At 52.3% G+C, this 18025-nt stretch carries 14 protein-coding genes; 6 read left to right on the top strand and 8 right to left on the bottom strand.

Annotated features, from left to right (window positions below; all coding sequences use genetic code 11):
• Window positions 1-17 precede the first annotated feature (17 nt).
• From ACI2J2_RS19260 to ACI2J2_RS19235, 6 genes are all read right to left on the bottom strand, one after another.
• Window positions 18-977 carry a sugar kinase gene (locus tag ACI2J2_RS19260; RefSeq protein ID WP_404760642.1) on the bottom strand — a complete coding sequence of 320 codons (960 nt, stop codon included), beginning with the start codon at window positions 975-977 and terminating at the stop codon, window positions 18-20.
• Between the two features lie 5 nt (window positions 978-982).
• Window positions 983-1735, bottom strand: a complete 753-nt coding sequence (locus ACI2J2_RS19255) for a sugar phosphate isomerase/epimerase (protein ID WP_209638032.1) — start codon at window positions 1733-1735, stop codon at window positions 983-985.
• A gap of 183 nt (window positions 1736-1918) precedes the next feature.
• Window positions 1919-2935: a LacI family DNA-binding transcriptional regulator gene (locus ACI2J2_RS19250; protein WP_404760661.1), complete on the bottom strand. Its 1017-nt coding sequence runs from the start codon at window positions 2933-2935 to the stop codon at window positions 1919-1921.
• A gap of 145 nt (window positions 2936-3080) precedes the next feature.
• A complete protein-coding gene (locus ACI2J2_RS19245; protein WP_209638030.1) occupies window positions 3081-3743 on the bottom strand; it encodes an OmpA family lipoprotein in 663 nt (220 codons plus the stop codon).
• Between the two features lie 267 nt (window positions 3744-4010).
• Entirely contained in the window at window positions 4011-4445 is a 435-nt protein-coding gene (locus ACI2J2_RS19240; RefSeq protein ID WP_209638136.1) for an N-acetyltransferase, read from the bottom strand.
• A complete protein-coding gene (locus ACI2J2_RS19235; RefSeq protein WP_209638028.1) occupies window positions 4442-5008 on the bottom strand; it encodes a DNA-3-methyladenine glycosylase I in 567 nt (188 codons plus the stop codon). Before ACI2J2_RS19235 ends, ACI2J2_RS19240 begins: the two co-directional genes overlap by 4 nt.
• A gap of 197 nt (window positions 5009-5205) precedes the next feature.
• Here ACI2J2_RS19235 and ACI2J2_RS19230 point away from each other — a divergent pair, with 197 nt between their 5' ends.
• Both ACI2J2_RS19230 and ACI2J2_RS19225 read left to right on the top strand, forming a co-directional pair.
• Window positions 5206-7197 carry an autotransporter outer membrane beta-barrel domain-containing protein gene (locus tag ACI2J2_RS19230; protein WP_209638026.1) on the top strand — a complete coding sequence of 664 codons (1992 nt, stop codon included), beginning with the start codon at window positions 5206-5208 and terminating at the stop codon, window positions 7195-7197.
• Between the two features lie 1038 nt (window positions 7198-8235).
• Entirely contained in the window at window positions 8236-8982 is a 747-nt protein-coding gene (locus tag ACI2J2_RS19225; protein ID WP_404760641.1) for an autoinducer binding domain-containing protein, read from the top strand.
• Here the strand turns inward: ACI2J2_RS19225 and ACI2J2_RS19220 are convergent.
• Window positions 8896-9600: an acyl-homoserine-lactone synthase gene (locus tag ACI2J2_RS19220; RefSeq protein WP_404760640.1), complete on the bottom strand. Its 705-nt coding sequence runs from the start codon at window positions 9598-9600 to the stop codon at window positions 8896-8898. The genes ACI2J2_RS19225 and ACI2J2_RS19220 overlap by 87 nt on opposite strands.
• Before the next feature lie 336 nt (window positions 9601-9936).
• Window positions 9937-11271, bottom strand: coding sequence for an MFS transporter (locus tag ACI2J2_RS19215; RefSeq protein ID WP_404760639.1), 1335 nt, complete (start codon window positions 11269-11271; stop codon window positions 9937-9939).
• A gap of 262 nt (window positions 11272-11533) precedes the next feature.
• Between ACI2J2_RS19215 and glyQ the strand changes: the two genes are divergently transcribed.
• The 4 genes from glyQ to ACI2J2_RS19195 all read left to right on the top strand — a co-directional run bounded on the left by glyQ (window position 11534) and on the right by ACI2J2_RS19195 (window position 17987).
• On the top strand, window positions 11534-12448 hold the full coding sequence (gene glyQ, locus ACI2J2_RS19210) for a glycine--tRNA ligase subunit alpha (protein ID WP_012004542.1): 915 nt from the start codon (window positions 11534-11536) through the stop codon (window positions 12446-12448).
• A 9-nt stretch (window positions 12449-12457) separates the two neighbouring features.
• Complete coding sequence (gene glyS, locus ACI2J2_RS19205) at window positions 12458-14527, top strand: glycine--tRNA ligase subunit beta (RefSeq protein WP_265556651.1); 2070 nt, start codon at window positions 12458-12460, stop codon at window positions 14525-14527.
• 275 nt (window positions 14528-14802) lie between these two features.
• A complete protein-coding gene (locus tag ACI2J2_RS19200; protein WP_037421136.1) occupies window positions 14803-15522 on the top strand; it encodes a DUF3053 domain-containing protein in 720 nt (239 codons plus the stop codon).
• A gap of 548 nt (window positions 15523-16070) precedes the next feature.
• Complete coding sequence (locus ACI2J2_RS19195; RefSeq protein ID WP_209638019.1) at window positions 16071-17987, top strand: PTS mannitol transporter subunit IICBA; 1917 nt, start codon at window positions 16071-16073, stop codon at window positions 17985-17987.
• Window positions 17988-18025: the final 38 nt, after the last annotated feature.

Genomic DNA, 18025 nt, shown 5'->3' with positions numbered 1-18025 from the left:
AAGCATGACGGGTATATTTATTCGGCCAATGCCGCGCGGGTCGGTAGCCCTTCGCTGTCGCCGATGGCCTGGATCGCCAGCGAGCCGATTTTATTGCCGCGTTGTACCGCTTGTTTCAGCGTTTTGCCTTCCAGCAGGGCGCTGATCGTGCCGACGGCAAAACCGTCTCCCGCCCCCACGGTATCCACCACGTTATTGACTTTGATTGCGGCGACCGCCGCCTGATCGCCTGCTGCAGTTTTAAACCAGGCACCCTCTGGACCGGTTTTGATGATCACTGCCTGTACACCACGCTCCAGGTAAAAATCGGCGATGCCCTCTGGTGTTGATTGGCCCGTGAGGATTTGTCCTTCTTTCAGCCCCGGCAACACCCAGTCGGCGGCAAACGCCAGTTTATTCAATTGCTCGATCATCACCTGCTGGCTGGACCACAGCACCGGGCGCAGATTCGGGTCAAATGAAATGGTTTTTCCCATGGCGCGCATTTCACGGGCCGCATGGTGACACAGCGCCAACGATTGGCCGGACAGGGCTGCTGCAACGCCGCTCAGGTGCAGGTGGCGTGCGGAACCGAAATAATCGCGGTTGAAATCGTCGACTGATAGGTGGCTGGCTGCCGAGCCTTTGCGGAAATATTCCACATTGGGATCGGTACCATCCGTGGTTTTAGATTTGATCTGAAAACCGGTCGGGTAATTGCCATCTACCGTGACCTGTTGCGCGTTAATGCCTTCTTTTTTGAGCTGTTGCAGGGTGAAACGACCGAAAGTATCGTTGCCCACCCGGCTGACCCAACCGACGTTCAACCCCAGGCGTGCAAGGCCGATCGCCACATTCAGCTCGGCCCCTGCAATGCGTTTGGTGAAGGTTTCTACATCCGCCAGATCCCCGGTTTGTGTTGCCACGAACATCGCCATGGCTTCACCCAACGTGACGACATCCAATGGCCCGTTATGTGCAGTTGCTAGCATGGTCATGATGTTTACTCCGCACGCAGAAGGTTAACGTAGTAGCGGGTGACCTCTTCCAGGTTGTCGCCTTGCAACGGGAATTCAATGCCGCGGGGTGCATCCAGCGGCAAGCGGGTCAGCAGATCGCGCCAACTCCCATCGCTGTCGTCCAGCGCGACGGCTCGCCAACCGCGTTGGCCATGGGTTGCAGCCTTAACGTGGACATAGCTGACGTGGCGCGCCAGGCGTTCGGCAGCGGCGAAGGCGTCTTGCCCCACCCAGAGCCAGTTGGCCATATCGAACGTCATGCTGACAGGCAGACGGTTATCTTCCGCAGCGTGGAAAAAGGCATTGAGCTGCGACAAAATGCCGCAGTCAGGGGTTTGGTCATTTTCTACCACCAGGCTGACCGGATGCTGTTCCAGCGCCACTTTCAGTTCAGTAAAATCGAAGCCCGGCTGGTAGTGGCCCAACGATAATTTTAACTGACGCGCATTCAGGATTTGGGCTTCTGCCAGCAGTGCCGGCAAGTTAGGATTCAGCTGGTGCTGCGGAGTAAACAGGGCTTCAGGTGCGGAATAAACGGCGAACAGCTGGTGTTGTTCGATGGCCTTGGCCAGCGCTGGCAGGCTTTGCAATTCCTGTTCAGAAAACAGTTCACGGCGGATCTCGACGCCGTCGGCATCGGCATCGGCAATAATGGGCAATAAAGCGCTTTGGCCGCCGAGCTGCCGGACGGTATCGGTGCCGTAGGCACCGGTCACCACGATAATTTCTCTTGTCATCTTTTGTGCTCCTGAGGTGGCGTTATTCCCACCGCTGCTGTTAACTACACGTTAAATGGTACCGGTTCCATTCGAAAGCGACAGAATGTAAAAATATGATCGCAATCACGAACATGAGCAAAAAATAATCTGTGTAGTGTGGTGAGGGCGCCACAAACCGCGCCCTGACAGGAAAGAAGAGAGTTATCGGGTGGTGGAGCCGCGCACGATCAGTTCGCCGGGGAACATCTGTTCGCTGATGGGGGTATCCAGCCCTTGAATACGTTGCACCAATTGTTCAAGTGCGGCATGGCCCATTTGATAGGTGGGTTGTTTCAGCGTGGTGATGCCGACACCGGCCAGTTCGGCCCACTCCAGCTCGTCAAAACCCAGCAGGCCAATATCGCTACCCCATTGGATACCCAGGCGGCGCATGGCACGTGCCACCTGAAGCGTCAGGGCGCCGTTGGCGGAAATCACCGCTTTGCGCATGCCACGATGGCGGGTATTGAAGTTGCTGAGTACGTTTTCCAGTTGCTTCACGTCGTTAAGCGGGGTTTCTGCCTGCTCAGCCAATAATCCGGCATGTTGCGCCATGGTTTGATTAAAAGCGTGCAGCCGCTCCAGCCGGGTATTCACCGTGCCGATCGGTTCGCTGAGGAACAAAATGGCTTCGAACCCCTGTTGCAGCAGGTGTTCCGTGGCGACAGTTGCCGCTTCGTGATTATTGAGGCCCACGACGTCACAGGCGAAATCATGAATTTTGCGGTCGATCAGCACCATAGGCAGCATGGATTGTTGCAGTGTCGACAGTGCCTCTTCGCGCATACCAACGGCATTAACCACAATGCCTTCTACCCGATAGCTGCTGAGCAGTTGCAGATAGTGCTGTTCTTGGTTGACCTCATTGTTGGTGTTACATACCAACAGGGTAAAACCGTGCTGGCGGCAGGCCGCTTCGATGCCGCGCATGACGTCTACTGAATAGGGATTGGTGATATCGGCGATGATGAGCCCAATCAACCGGGTTTGTCCGCCCTTCAGGCTACGCGCCATCTGGCTGGGCCGATAGTCGAGCTGGTGGATCGCCTGTTCAATACGCTGTTTGAGATCGTCAGAAAGCAGGTGCTGCTCACCATTCAGATAGCGCGACACGCTGGTTTTACCTGTCTTGGCGGTTTTCGCCACATCGCTAATGGTGGCTCGCCCCGAGGCGCGTATTGCCTTAACACTGCTCACAGCCGATCTCCCCTGTGGTTAATTGCCAAGGAGACTAACACACCCGATGCGGAGCCGGGAATGTTCAATGGGAGACAGTCAGGAATGCGGGGATAAGAAGCGGCGGGGCATAACACCCCGCACGAGATTACTGCAGTGGGCTGAGCGTGATCTCAACGCGACGGTTTTGCGCTTTGCCTTCTGCCGTGCTGTTGGAGGCGATCGGGTTATCCGGACCGGCACCTGACGTACGGATACGGTTTGCCGCCACACCCTGAGTGATCAGCGCACTGCCAACGCCGTCGGCGCGTTGCTGCGACAGGGTCATATTCAGTGAACGGGAGCCGGTGCTGTCGGTATAACCGATCACGTTAACTGCCGTTTTCGGATATTCCTTCAGAACCATGGCAACGCCGGTCAGGGTGTTGGCGCCTGCCGGTTTGAGGGTGGCGCTGCTGCTGTCGAAGGTGACATTGTTCGGCATGTTCAGCACGATATTGTCGCCCTGACGGGTGACGCTAACGCCAGTGCCTTTCATTTTGTCGCGCAGTTTGGCTTCCTGCACGTCCATATAATACCCTGCGCCGCCGCCAAGGGCTGCACCGGCCGCCGCGCCGATCAGCGCGCCTTTGCCGCGATCTTTCTTCGATGAGGACAGCATGCCTACGCCTGCGCCCAATGCCGCGCCGATCCCTGCGCCAATACCGGATTTGCCGGCTTCAGATTCCCCGGTATACGGGTTAGTGGTACAGGCAGACAGCGTGAGCGCAACGCTCACCGCGCCGGCAATAATCGCAATGCGTTTTTTCATGTTTTTTCCTTTGTGGCATCAGAATCTGTGTGCGTCAGTCCAATTTGGGGGACGCTAAAAAAACCATTGGCAACCCGGCATACCGAGCTGCGGCGCTACTATGACGCGTATCCTCTCCAGCAGTTCCGGAAAGAAACGTGACAAATTATAAGTAGCTACAGGCTGCGGCAGTTATCCGGGAAAAAGCAGGGGAATACTATGCAGCGGATTCTGAATTGAGCGCACTTCGGAGCGGAGTGCGCCATTTTTAGCCAAAAGTGACAGGGTTTAACGCGTGGATGCCCAGTTCATGATCAACGTATAGGCCTGAGTTTCTTCATTAAACAGGCGTTGCGTGACCTGGAAACCTTGCTTGTGGTAGAACGCGCAGGCCCGCAGATTTTGCTGGTACACTTCCAGGCTTAGCTGAGGGTAACGTTGTTGTACGTGCGCCATTAGCGCCTGAGCGACGCCATGCCCGTGAAACGCCTGTTCAACAAATAACGCACCAATGAAGCGTTGATCCAACACGCTGATAAACCCGACGATCTCCCCCGCATGCCAATATGCCCAGCTATGTGCTCGCGGCAGGTAGTTTTCCCGCACCAGGGTTTCGCTTTCCTGCCAGTAGCTTTCTTTTACAAATGGATGGGCTGCGACAGTGCTGGGCAACCACAGGGCCATCAACCGTTCAATATCGGACGGCTGACAAGGGTGGATCAATGCGGCTTTGGGTAGCAGAGGCACCCTGTTAGATGATCGTTCACCAGCCCGCTAGCTTGCATAAAGGCATAGCAGGTGGTGGAACCAATAAATTTAAAGCCACGCTTTTTCAGCGCTTTGGACAAGGCGTCCGAACGTTCGGTTTTCGCTGGCACCTGAGCGAGTTCTTGCCAGCGATTGAGTTGAGGTTCGCCATCGACAAATGCCCAAATAAAGGTGACAAAATCCTCACCGGCCGCTTCCATCGCCAGATAGGCCCGGGCGTTGGCAATGATGGCTTCAAGTTTGCCCCGGTGGCGGATGATACCGCTATTTTGCATCAGCGCTTCCACCTCTTGTTCGCCCATGGCGGCTATCCGGTGCGGATCGAAATTGTGGAAGGCACGTCGGTAATTTTCACGTTTTTTAAGCACGGTGATCCAGGACAGCCCAGCCTGTTGCCCTTCCAGGCACAGCATTTCAAACAGTTCGTGCGCATCCGTGGTCGGCGCCCCCCATTCCTTGTCGTGATACTCGAGGTATAACGGATCTGCCGTCACCCAACCGCAACGTTCGCTGGTCATACTGACTGTCCTTATGCTGTGTTTATCTACAGTAATCATCGCCCGAAGCGGTGAACTTGGCAAGCCCCTGATTGTTTTATCATCAGCCAGCTTGACGTGACGAAAAAGCCAGCAATATTTACTACATGGCCGGCAATTAAAAAGGCCAATGATAAGACCGTATTTTCCTTCATTTGCTGGCTCTCAGGAGTCTATTCATGCCTCTAAAAATAACGTGCATGTCCCGCCCAGCGGCGCTTGCAGTGGCGATATTATGCAGTATGACTACCCCGGCGCAGGCCTATGACCAACTTTATGTGTTTGGCGACAGCCTGAGCGACACGGGCAACAATGGCCGTTTTACCTACGACAGCAATAAGCATCCGTTATATGACGAAGTGTTGGCGCAGCGCATTGGTGCTGCATTAGTGGCTTCAGATGATGGGGGCTATAACTACGCTGCGGGTGGTGGCGTCGCGGTACCGGCACTCAACCCGGCGGACAACACTCAGGATCAGGTACAGAGCTACCTCAACCGGGTCAATGGCCGGGCAGATGGCGAGGGTCTGTATATTCACTGGATTGGCGGTAACGATCTGGCAGCGGCGGCGTTAAATCCGGCAACCGCGCCGGGGGTTGCCTATAACAGCGCGGCGGCAGCGGCGGCGCAGGTTCACTCGTTGCTGAATGCTGGCGCCGGAACGGTGATCGTACCGACGGTACCGAATATTGGATCTACGCCACAGTTGATGGAGCTGATTATCCAGCAGGCGCTAACCCCGGTGCAAAACGCGGCGGTACAGGCTGCCTATGCCACGCTTAATTCATTGGCCACGCCAGATAATGCCTCGCGGACTCAGGCTATCCACCAAGCCCTGACGGCCGCAGCGGCGCAGGGCAGCACAATCCCACAGGTACAGCAGGCAATTGCCGCACAGTTGATTGCCGCTTTTGACAGCCTAAGTGCGCAAGCCGGGCAACTGACCGATTTTTATAATCAGAACGAAGATCGCCTGCTGGCGCAGGGGGGCGGTAATATCGTTCGGGTTGACGTGAACAAACTGTTTAGTGAGGCGATCGCCAATCCGGCGCAGTTCGGTTTCACCAATACCGCAGGCATGGCGTGCCCGCCGGGTGTTTCTTCAGCAGTGTGCAGTTCGGCCATGCCTGGTTTCGACAGTAGCCAGTCCTATCTGTTTGCTGACCATTTCCACCCCAGCCCGCAGGCTCATCTGCTGATCGCCGATTACATTCAGGCGGTGCTGGACGGCCCGGCACAGGTTGTGGCGCTGAATCAGGCGACAGCGGCTATGGCGCGTGACAGCCGCGCGACCCTCGACAGCCGGTTCCAACAGTTGCGCAGTAACGATAATAACCCGCAAGGGGCGTTGGGCGTGTTCGGTGGTTACGCCGGGCAACACTATGATTACTCTTCCAATCTTGCAGCGGGTGACGGCAACGCCACCACCCATAACTTGACGGTTGGGGTGGATTACCAACTGACGGATGCCTGGCTGGTCGGCGCGCTGATCTCGGGCTCCAATGATGACCAACAACCCTCTAGTCGCTATGAATACAAAGCGCGTGGCCTGCTGTTTTCGGCTTTTACCTCTCTCAGCGTGTTTGAGCACGGTTGGGTGAATGCCGATGTGCACTATGCGACGATGAATTACGATGATATTCGCCGCAGCATGCAGCTTGGATCGCTAACCCGTACTGAAACCGGCAGTACCGATGGTAAGCAATGGGGGGCTCGCGTGACGACCGGTTACGATTTCCCCATTACCTCTTACCTGACTACGGGGCCTATGGCGCAGTTTGCCTGGGATTACAGTAATGTCTCTGGCTACAGCGAGGACGGCAACGACAGCACGGCGATGCGATTTAATGACCAGACCTACCATTCGCAGATCGGTGCCTTGGGTTGGCGGCTGGACACGAAATTTGGCCTGTTCAACCCGTACGCTGAGGTGAGCTACCAACATCAGTTTGGTGATGATGTTTATCGCGCTGGCGGCGGGCTAAAATCCACGCAGACTTCGTTTACCCGCGACAGTGCCAACCAGGATAAGAATTGGGTGGACGTGACGTTGGGAGCGAACATGCCACTGACCGATCAGGTCGCGGCATTCGCCACCGTTTCACAAACCGGCGGCCTGAGCAGCGGCGAACAGTTTATGTATAACGTTGGTGTTAGCGCGCGGTTTTGAGTCTTAGATATATTATTCTCCATGGGCCCAGAGATGAACTGGGCCCAGTAATTGTAACCTGCTGCTGTGTTGGTTGCAGATATAACAAGAAGCATCAAAGGTAGGTATAACATCATCATTCCTCTACTACCGCCGATAGCGAGGCGCTTTCCAAAATTTTCAATAAATAGCCTTTACGGAAAATATTCACGACCGGCTCTTCAGACTGAGCGATAGAAGAAAACATCGCGGGCACACAAACCTGTGGGCGATCAAGTTCGGAATCATTGTTGATTACCACATGCGCCAGCATGCTGGTTGATGTTGTTTGACTGAAAGTGTGGGGTTATTTATAAGAGGGGCGTCGATTTTTGACGACTTGTTCGTAGGCTTGGTCGATTGAAACTAACGCTACAAAGCGGTAATTACTGCTCTCCGCATCATGAAATGCCGACTATGACTGTACTTTAGTACAACTATCATTAGAGTCTAAAAAACTTTATTGTTACCTCACAAAAAAAAACACACATTAAAAAAAACTGATCCTGAATCAGGATCAGATAGCCAATTTAGCCAACACCAGGGAAACAATTTTAAATATTATTGTTTTCAATATTTTTATTGTCAATTTCTTTCTTTCATCCTGTCATTTGATGGGGTGAGAAAGTTATTGATTTCTTCACGTTAGATCTCAACGTAGTCGTGTGTTCCCTCTGTGTTTATCTACAATAGCCAATAGCCATCCGAATATGTTGTATTATTGTTTATTTTTTTATTAAAATTAACATTTATAGCGTCGAGGGATCCCTAAGCTAATCATCGCCATTTTTTACCGTTGGCTTATCCCGACGATTGCCTTAGAGAGAGTTACTTGAATTTATTATTCTAATTATGTTTTATCACAGTTAGAAACTTTCTTTATTAGATAAATCTTAGGTTCTTTTTTTGTAACTTGCGTTAATGATTTAATTTGTATTTTTCTTGGTTATCCTTACAGGTTTTTTTATGTTATAATTTTTCTTTCCAATGGATTTTTTGATTTTTTAAGGAGACGGTTTAGTGTCAAATTCATTCTTCAATAATGAAGCCATTAATACCACCATAAAAAATATTTTGGAAGAAAAACTAAGCGAGTACAGTAATGTAAAGTATGCTTATGCCATAATGAACAAAAGAAATCCGGCTAACTTTGCAATTATTTCAAACAGAACAGAGTGGTTTGAATTTTATACTAAAAACAACTATCAATTTATCGATCCTGTACTTATTACCGCGTCGCATCGTATTACTCCATTCTCTTGGGATGAGAACCTGATGATTGATCCAGGATTAAAACTTCCAAGAATTTTTGATATGGCGAAAAACTATAACATAGTTAATGGATATACATTTGTGTTGCACGATCATAACCATAATTTAGTCGTGCTTTCCATCATGATTGATAAACATTGTGATGATAATATAGAAGAGAGAATAGCGGGTAACCAAGACAAATTACAAATGCTTCTAATTATCACTCATGATAAACTTACTGCACTTTACAAGGAGATGAACAGTCCAAATTACTTTGATAAAATGAATAATAAGGAGATATTCTCGAAGCGTGAGAATGAGATAATTTACTGGGCAAGCATGGGTAAATCTTATCAGGAAATTGCGCTTATCCTGGGTATTAAGCTCACCACAATAAAATACCATATTGGTAATGTTGTCAAAAAACTAGGCGTTACCAATGCCAAACACGCTATTAGGCTCGGCGTTGAGCTGCAACTTATCAGACCCATACTCCCTGACACGGAAGGTTAGCGGCCAGCTATTATGATCTTGGTTTAAGCCTGAGTGAGTCAGGTTGATACGATTGACCAATATCTGCTGGTTACGATCGTCAACTGGCATGTAAATCAGATAGATTCTTTGCTTTTTCTCTGATAGTCCTTGTTCAACCACTGAAATATCCCAACCTGATCTTTGAAAAATAATTAGCATAGGATGGCTAATGATGGCATAAATACCTTCGTAATCGTAGTTTCTTGCGTAATTAATCATGGATAAGAACAAAATTGAACTGATAGGTTCTTTTTGTAGTTGCATTGCCTTCACACGTTCTTTATCGATAAAAAGTCTGCTAGCCTCTACGAACTTACCTTCTGGAAGTTCTATTTTATTAAAATAAGATTTAAACGTACCAGTTATCATATTGGGATATTTTGTTTCTATAAACCTCAGGCTACAGATGACCATGTTGTCATACAGGCCAAAAAGATATGTCGTATGACTATTATCATACTCATCAAATTCCATGTTATTTTCGCAGTTAACAATCCAGTCGAGACGATCCTTAAATGTTTTCTTTCTTAAAGAGAATAATTCTTTAGATCGGTTATCCGAAAGTAAATTATAGTTAACATCAAATAATTCTATCATTTTTACATATTCCATAATTTAAACTTAATTAAGCGTTGAAATGTTGTCGATTTTAACCTGGTAATCCTACCAGAGTTAAATCGGCAAGTAAATTATTAGCCTTTGATACGATTTTTTGGTTTTCGAACGTTATTTTAAGTTGGGGGTTATTTTCATAAATTATCTTTGATGTGCTTACTTGGGGAAGTTTTTAATAATATTTATTAAAGATATGTTATCAATAGTGAAGGTAATAGAAATATCATTGTTGTGGCTTTCTAAATTAATTGAGTTAAGAATACATCAACCTGATGAGCATCCTTGCTACAGGTTTAAAGATAATGGTGGCGGCTGTGTTCAGGGTACTGTGTACCCAAAGCGTCTCGGCTGTGTGCCCCCGGCGCCTATCTTTCTTTCTGGCTGTAACAGCGTCATGCACAACATGCTGCAAAAAGACACCACGGCAGTGGCGAAGAACATCGCGCTATAGCCGTGGTGTTGCGCCAACCAACCGCTCAACATCGGCGCGGTGATCGCGGCAATATTGGCGATCGCCAGCGTCATGCCACTGAAAGTTCCTACTGATGCCTTTGGCGTAACGTCGATCACTACCGACCAATACACATTATTCACCAGCGCATTTAGCGCATTGCCCAACGTCATCAGCAGGATAATCTCGGTCGGGGTGCTCATAAAGGGGATGAGCAGGAAGCAGGTGGCGGTCAACAGCAGTGTGATTGCCGCAAACAGGTTGCGTGCCAGCCGCAGGTTACCAAAACGACGTAGTAATGCATCGGCGATACGGCCGCCGAGCAGTACGGTGAAGCAGGCACCGCTCCACGGGATCATCGCGACATACCACAGAGAGTGCAAATCGTAGCTAAAGGTATCCTGCAGGTATTTGGGCCCCCAAGTGACCAGCACGAAGGTGACGTAGAGGAAAGAGAAGTAGCCCAGAGCGTTAAACACCAGCGTACGGTTAGTGAAGAAAACCCACCACGGCAGGCGCTGCTGGTGGCTATCCGCTTCCTGATCGGCACTGATGGCCGCCAGTTCGGCGGCGTTGACGTCAGGGTGCTCTTGCGGTGTGTCGGTGAAGAAACGTGCGAACAGCAAAATGGCGATTAACGAGAACAGGCCCAGCAGGATAAACATGCTGCGCCAGTCATCAGTTAACAGCAGCAATCCGACTGCCAGCGGTGCCGTCAACAGCGAACCCACCTGGGTACTCAATAGGCCTATGCCCAGAGAGAACCCTCGCTCTTTGCGCGGAGCCCAGTTGGCGATGGTTTTGTTCATCAGTGCATAGGCCGGGCCTTCGGCAAAGCCAAACATGATTCGCAGCGCGGCGAAACCCATGATTGCTGAGCCGCCAAACAGTGCCACACCCAGTTCACCAGCCCAGGCGGTGGCGATCTCCAACAGCGACCACAGCGCTCCGGCGAGCAGCCAGACCTTTTTGGTGCCGATGCGGTCGGCCAGAAGACCCCCACACAATGAGCCAAACAAATAGCCAAAGCCAAAGTAACCCAATACGGCACCCAGTTGAGCCTTGTCGAAGTTGAATTCATGGGAGATATCATTGGCGGCGAAGGACAGTGCCCCACGGTCGACGTAGTTAATCAGCGCAATAAAAAACACCATGGCGAAAATACGGTAGCGATAGCGGCTGTCGGTTAAGTCGGTAGTCATCAGCGAATCTCCTGAAATGTTGAATATCAGGACACTAGCAAGGTTGATGCCAGCCTCTGTGGCTACTGGGATAAGGGAGAATGGCGGTCAGCCGGGTATGAACAGGCGCTATGTGAGCGCATTTGCCCCAATTCAGTGCGCGAAAAGGCTGCGCTTCTTTGATGATTCGCACTTGTTGCTGGATTCAGGCTGTATATCTTACGGTCAACGGGTATACTGGCGCATCCCATTTAAATCCACTTGTATCGCGTGCGAATTCAACATGCAAAAGTTTGATACCAAGACCTTTCAGGGCCTGATCCTGACACTGCAGGACTATTGGGCGCGCCAAGGCTGCACCATCGTTCAACCGCTGGACATGGAAGTTGGCGCGGGAACCTCACACCCGATGACGTGCCTGCGCGCACTGGGGCCGGAGCCAATGGCCACCGCCTATGTGCAACCGTCCCGCCGTCCAACCGACGGCCGCTACGGTGAAAACCCGAACCGCCTGCAACATTACTACCAGTTCCAGGTCGTGATTAAGCCATCGCCGGACAACATTCAGGAACTGTACCTGGGCTCGTTGAAAGAGCTGGGTTTGGATCCGACCATTCACGACATCCGCTTCGTTGAAGACAACTGGGAAAACCCGACGCTCGGCGCCTGGGGCCTAGGTTGGGAAGTGTGGCTGAACGGCATGGAAGTGACGCAGTTCACTTACTTCCAGCAGGTTGGCGGTATGGAGTGCAAGCCAGTCACTGGCGAGATCACTTACGGCCTTGAACGTCTGGCGATGTACATTCAGGGCGTGGACAGCGTTTACGATCTGGTGTGGAGCGACGGCCCGTTGGGCGTTACCACCTATGGCGATGTGTTCCACCAGAACGAAGTGGAACAGTCCACTTACAACTTCGAATACGCTGACGTGGACTTCCTGTTCTCCTGCTTCGAGCAGTACGAGAAAGAAGCTCAGTCGCTGCTGGCGCTGGAAAAACCACTGCCGTTGCCGGCGTACGAACGTATTCTGAAGGCTGGCCACACCTTCAACCTGTTGGATGCGCGCAAGGCGATCTCCGTGACTGAGCGCCAGCGTTATATTCTGCGTATCCGCACGCTGACCAAAGCCGTTGCTGAGGCCTACTACGCTTCCCGCGAAGCGCTGGGCTTCCCAATGTGCAAAAAGAACAAGAGCTAAGAGGCAGCCATGACTCAACAGACTTTCCTGGTGGAAATCGGCACGGAAGAGCTGCCGCCGAAGGCTCTTCGTTCACTGGCAGAAGCTTTTGCCGCGAATTTTACCGCCGAGCTGGATAACGCCAATCTCGAACACGGCGAAGTGAGCTGGTTTGCCGCTCCGCGCCGTCTGGCGTTGAAAGTGGCTAACTTGAGCGCTGCACAGGCCGATCGCGAAGTCGAAAAACGCGGCCCGGCAATTGCTCAGGCGTTTGACGCCGAAGGCAAACCCAGCAAAGCGGCCGAAGGTTGGGCTCGCGGTTGTGGTATCACCGTCGATCAGGCCGAACGCCTGGCTACCGACAAAGGTGAATGGTTGCTGTATCGCGCCCATGTTAAAGGTCAGTCCGCACAAGCGCTGCTGGCGGGCATGGTCAGCAGTTCGCTGGCCAAGTTACCGATCCCGAAATTGATGCGCTGGGGTGATTCCGACGTGCAGTTCGTGCGTCCGGTCCACACCGTGACGATGCTGCTGGGTGCAGAGCTGATCCCGGGCACCGTGCTGGGTATTGATTCTGCCCGCACCCTTCGCGGCCATCGCTTTATGGGCGAAGCTGAATTCACTGTCGATAACGCCGACCAATACCCGCAGATCCTGCAGGAACGCGGCAAGGTCATCGCCGATTACGATACGCGCAAAGCGCTGATCAAGCGTGACGCGGAACTGGCGGCAGCGAAGCTTGGTGGTAAAGCCGATCTGAGCGAAAACCTGCTGGAAGAAGTGGCTTCGTTAGTAGAATGGCCGGTGGTATTGACCGCTAAATTCGAAGAAAAATTCCTGGCAGTACCGGCGGAAGCGTTGGTGTACACCATGAAGGGCGACCAAAAGTATTTCCCGGTGTATGACGCCGCGGGCAAACTGATGCCGAACTTTATCTTCGTCGCCAATATCGAATCCAAAGATCCGCAGCAAATCATCTCCGGTAACGAGAAGGTAGTGCGTCCGCGTTTGGCTGATGCCGAATTCTTCTTCAACACCGACCGCAAGAAACGTCTGGAAGACAATCTGCCGCGTCTGGAAACCGTGCTGTTCCAACAGCAACTGGGGACCCTGCGTGACAAGACTGACCGTATTCAGGCGTTGGCAGGCTGGGTTGCCGGCCAGATTGGTGCCGACGTTAACCACGCTACCCGTGCAGGCCTGCTGTCGAAGTGCGATCTGATGACCAACATGGTCTTCGAATTCACCGACACCCAGGGCGTGATGGGTATGCACTACGCGCGCCATGACGGCGAAGCGGAAGACGTTGCCGTAGCGCTGAACGAGCAGTACCAGCCACGTTTTGCTGGTGATGCGCTGCCAGAATCACTGGTGGCTTGCTCACTGGCGATCGCCGACAAGATGGACACCCTGGCCGGTATTTTCGGCATCGGGCAGCATCCAAAAGGGGATAAAGACCCGTTTGCGCTGCGTCGTGCCGCATTGGGCGTGCTGCGTATCATCGTTGAGAAGAACCTGACGCTGGATCTGCAGACACTGACCGAAGAGGCTGTGCGCCTGTATGGCAGCAAGCTGACCAACGCCAAGGTTGTCGATGACGTTGTCGAGTTCATGCTGGGTCGTTTCCGCGCTTGGTATCAGGAAGAAGGCCACGCGGTTGACACCATTCAGGCTGTGCTGGCACGCCGTCCAACCAAACCGGCTGACTTTGATGCGCGTGTGAAGGCGGTAACGCACTTCCGTACGTTGGAAGCCGCGGCAGCGTTGGCTGCGGCCAACAAACGCGTTTCCAATATTTTGGCTAAGTCTACCGATACCTTGAATGACCGTGTACATGCCTCGGTATTGAAAGAGTCGGCTGAGATCAAACTGGCGACCCATCTGGTGGTGTTGCGCGATAAGCTGGAGCCGTATTTCGCCGCAGGCAACTATCAAGATGCGTTGGTAGAGCTGGCTGACCTGCGTGAACCGGTCGACGCCTTCTTCGACAACGTGATGGTGATGGCAGAAGACGATGCGGTGCGTGTGAACCGTCTGACGTTGCTGAGCAAGCTGCGTGAGCTGTTCCTGCAGGTGGCGGATATTTCCGTACTGCAGTAAACCGTCCTGTCAGTAAAAGGCGCCTTAGGGCGCCTTTTTTATTGCTGCTGGCGTGCCCCCCGGTTTTTTCCTTTGGCATCGCCAATAGCCCGCCGATTTGGGGGGAAGGCTTTGTTTCAGATACTGCCATTAGCCGCTATTGCCAAAGAATAGCCCCTGAACGGTGAATCGCGTATCGGATCGCACTCAGTTGATCTATTCTTATAGGCGCAAGGAGTGCAGCAAAAGGGACGGAGTCCGATGAAAAAGCAGGTTTATAACAGGAGTTATGTCACATGGCGGTAGGGATCCAGAGCAGGAGTTTCGCGCGTTGGTTGGCCCCGGTATTGGCATTGTTGGTGGTCATGCAGCTGACTGCCTGCGGCGATAAAGAGCCGGAACAACGCAAGGCGTTTATTGATTACTTACAGAATACGGTGATGCGCAGCGGCGCGAAAATCCCGACGCTGAGCGAAGACCAGAAACAGAAATTCGGTAACTATGCCGGGGATTACGCCATCTTGGTCGGTTTTTCCCAGCAATTGTCCAAGTCATTGGATGCGAGCCTGACACCGGCGTTGGATCAGATTAACCAGATCCGCACCGCACAGGACTACATGAGCAAACGTGATACGTTGCAGCAGTCCGTTGGAGCGCTGAACCTGCTGGGGCAGCAGATTCAGTCGGCGAAGTCACAGGCAGACACTGCCCGGGCAGCACTGAAGCAACCCGACGATCTGAAAGCCGTATATAACCAGGCTTATGACAAGATTGTCACCGGGCCGGCCAATGCGCTGATGCCGGTTATTCCTACCACCGCCAGTTTCGTCCAGGATCTGGTTCAGGTCGGGGATTTCCTGCGTACCCAAGGTAATCAGGTTAGCTTCAACAATAACGGCGTGCAGTTCCGTACTTCCCAGCAGGCGACGCAGTACAACACCATGATGTCGAATCTGGTGGCCAAGCAGCAGGATTTACTGAATGCACAGAAAACCGTCTCAAGCGTGACCCAGTAATCGTAGAAAGGCAGAAGCCGATGTCCCGGCTTCTGCCTTTCTGTTCCAGGTATTCCCTTTCAGTCTTTCCAACGGCTTGCCCACTTCTTGCGCGACGCTTCTGTACTACACTTCAATTAATCATCGTTTTTCGACATGTAGTTTTCTTTCATTCATCGCCCCGTTATTTCCCGACGGGATGAATGCTCACAGGGAAGACCACCCCCAAGCCAGGATTCGGTAGTGACCGAAAAATAGATTGTGATAAACATCACAATTTAAAAACAAACACGCATCAATTAAATGTGACAAACATCACATTTAATTGAGTTTTAAGCGCATTTCGTTCTCGTTGTGGCTTTTTTACACTCATTAAATGTGAGCTGCATCACTATAAGTAACCTGTTTATGGGGGTGTTTGTGTGATGTTAATCACAAAAAATCCGTGAAGTTCGCGCGGTAAAAACAGCGTGATAGAGTCCATTGCGCATACAGCAACAACACGGCTGGATCGTAACAACAATAATCACGCGCTCTATTGTCAGCGCGTAACAATAGGGGTGTGTTTTATGTTTTCACCAGACATCAAAGTCAAAGTTCAAAACTTTGGCCGCTTCTTAAGCAACATGGTGATGCCCAACATTGGCGCATTTATCGCCTGGGGTATCATCACTGCCTTATTCATTCCTACAGGTTGGCTGCCTAACGAAACCTTAGCCAAGCTGGTTGGCCCAATGATCACCTATCTGCTGCCGTTGCTTATCGGTTTCACCGGTGGCCGGTTGGTCGGTGGCGATCGCGGTGGCGTGGTCGGTGCGATCACCACCATGGGGGTGATTGTCGGGGCTGACATGCCGATGTTCCTCGGCGCGATGATTGCGGGTCCGTTGGGTGGCTGGGCGATAAAGCATTTTGACCGCTGGGTAGACGGCAAGATCAAAAGCGGTTTTGAGATGCTGGTGAACAACTTCTCTGCCGGCATTATCGGCATGCTGCTGGCAATTCTGGCCTTCTTGGGCATAGGCCCACTGGTCGAAGTGCTGTCGAAGCTATTGGCAGCCGGCGTGCATGTGATGGTGGTGAACAACCTGCTGCCACTGGCGTCGATCTTCGTCGAACCGGCGAAAATTCTCTTCCTGAACAACGCTATCAACCACGGCATCTTCTCGCCACTGGGCATCCAGCAGGCGACCGAAGCCGGCAAATCTGTCTTCTTCCTGATCGAAGCTAACCCAGGCCCGGGTATGGGCGTGCTGATGGCCTACATGTTCTTTGGTCGCGGTAGTGCCAAGCAGTCTGCGGGCGGTGCGGCAATCATCCATTTCCTGGGGGGTATCCACGAAATCTACTTCCCGTACGTGCTGATGAATCCACGCCTGCTGCTGGCGGTAATTCTGGGCGGCATGACCGGCGTATTCACGCTCACCATGCTGAACGGCGGCCTGGTGTCCCCGGCCTCACCGGGTTCAATCCTGGCGGTGCTGGCAATGACGCCAAAAGGCGCTTACTTCGCCAACATTGCAGCCGTGGTCGCGGCCTTTGCCGTGTCCTTCGTGGTGTCAGCGTTCCTGCTGAAAACGTCAAAAGTGAAAGAAGAGGATGATCTGGAAGAAGCGACTCGCCGCATGCAGGAAATGAAGTCTCAGTCCAAAGGGGGGGCAGCGGCACACGCAGCGGTAGATGGTGATCTGACGACGGTGCGCAAAATCATCGTCGCCTGCGATGCCGGTATGGGGTCCAGTGCGATGGGCGCTGGCGTACTGCGCAAGAAGGTGGCGGACGCTGGGTTGAAAAACATTTCGGTGACCAACAGTGCCATCAACAGCCTGCCGGATGATGTCGATCTGGTGATCACCCACCGTGATCTGACTGAGCGTGCGATGCGCCATGCGCCTCAGGCTCAGCATATTTCGCTGACCAACTTCCTCGACAGCAAGCTGTACAGCGATCTGACCGAGCGCCTGGTGGCCGCTAACAAAACCACGGATAACCAGCAGAAAGTCATCAGCACACTGGACGATAGCTTTGAGGCATCCGAACAAAACCTGTTCAGACTCAGTGAAAGCAACGTGTTCCTTAACTTACAGGCCAGCGACAAAGAGCAGGCGATTCGCTTTGCCGGTGAACAGCTGGTCAAAGGCGGCTACGTTGAGCCGGAATACGTCCCGGCGATGCTGGAACGCGAAAAACTGACCTCTACCTACCTGGGTGAGTCGATCGCCGTACCGCACGGCACCATCGAAGCCAAAGACCGGGTATTGCGTACCGGTGTGGTGTTCTGCCAATACCCACAGGGTGTGCGTTTCGGTGATGAAGAGGATGAAGTGGCGCGGTTGGTTATCGGTATCGCAGCACGCAACAACGAACACATCCAGGTGATTACCAGCCTGACCAATGCATTGGATGACGACGGTGTCATCGAACGGCTGGCGAACACGACCAGCGTGCAGGAAGTGCTGGATCTGCTGGGCGGCAAAAAAGCCTGATAACAGAATCATTTTAAGGGGTGCAGCTTGCTGCACCC

The organism is Serratia sp. NPDC087055 (genome assembly GCF_044900985.1).
In the GTDB taxonomy this organism is placed as follows: Bacteria; Pseudomonadota; Gammaproteobacteria; order Enterobacterales; family Enterobacteriaceae; genus Serratia.
This window is presented reverse-complemented; position numbering and strand designations above follow the sequence as displayed.

Excerpts from the sequence above, each read along its gene's own strand:
- ACI2J2_RS19220 (WP_404760640.1), bottom strand. The coding sequence starts at position 9,600 with ATGATAGAATTATTTGATGTTAACTATAATTTACTTTCGGATAACCGA.
- ACI2J2_RS19215 (WP_404760639.1), bottom strand. The coding sequence starts at position 11,271 with ATGACTACCGACTTAACCGACAGCCGCTATCGCTACCGTATTTTCGCC.
- ACI2J2_RS19245 (WP_209638030.1), bottom strand. The coding sequence starts at position 3,743 with ATGAAAAAACGCATTGCGATTATTGCCGGCGCGGTGAGCGTTGCGCTC.
- glyS (WP_265556651.1), top strand. The coding sequence starts at position 12,458 with ATGACTCAACAGACTTTCCTGGTGGAAATCGGCACGGAAGAGCTGCCG.
- ACI2J2_RS19260 (WP_404760642.1), bottom strand. The coding sequence starts at position 977 with ATGACCATGCTAGCAACTGCACATAACGGGCCATTGGATGTCGTCACG.
- ACI2J2_RS19235 (WP_209638028.1), bottom strand. The coding sequence starts at position 5,008 with ATGACCAGCGAACGTTGCGGTTGGGTGACGGCAGATCCGTTATACCTC.
- ACI2J2_RS19255 (WP_209638032.1), bottom strand. The coding sequence starts at position 1,735 with ATGACAAGAGAAATTATCGTGGTGACCGGTGCCTACGGCACCGATACC.
- glyQ (WP_012004542.1), top strand. The coding sequence starts at position 11,534 with ATGCAAAAGTTTGATACCAAGACCTTTCAGGGCCTGATCCTGACACTG.
- ACI2J2_RS19195 (WP_209638019.1), top strand. The coding sequence starts at position 16,071 with ATGTTTTCACCAGACATCAAAGTCAAAGTTCAAAACTTTGGCCGCTTC.
- ACI2J2_RS19200 (WP_037421136.1), top strand. The coding sequence starts at position 14,803 with ATGGCGGTAGGGATCCAGAGCAGGAGTTTCGCGCGTTGGTTGGCCCCG.
- ACI2J2_RS19230 (WP_209638026.1), top strand. The coding sequence starts at position 5,206 with ATGCCTCTAAAAATAACGTGCATGTCCCGCCCAGCGGCGCTTGCAGTG.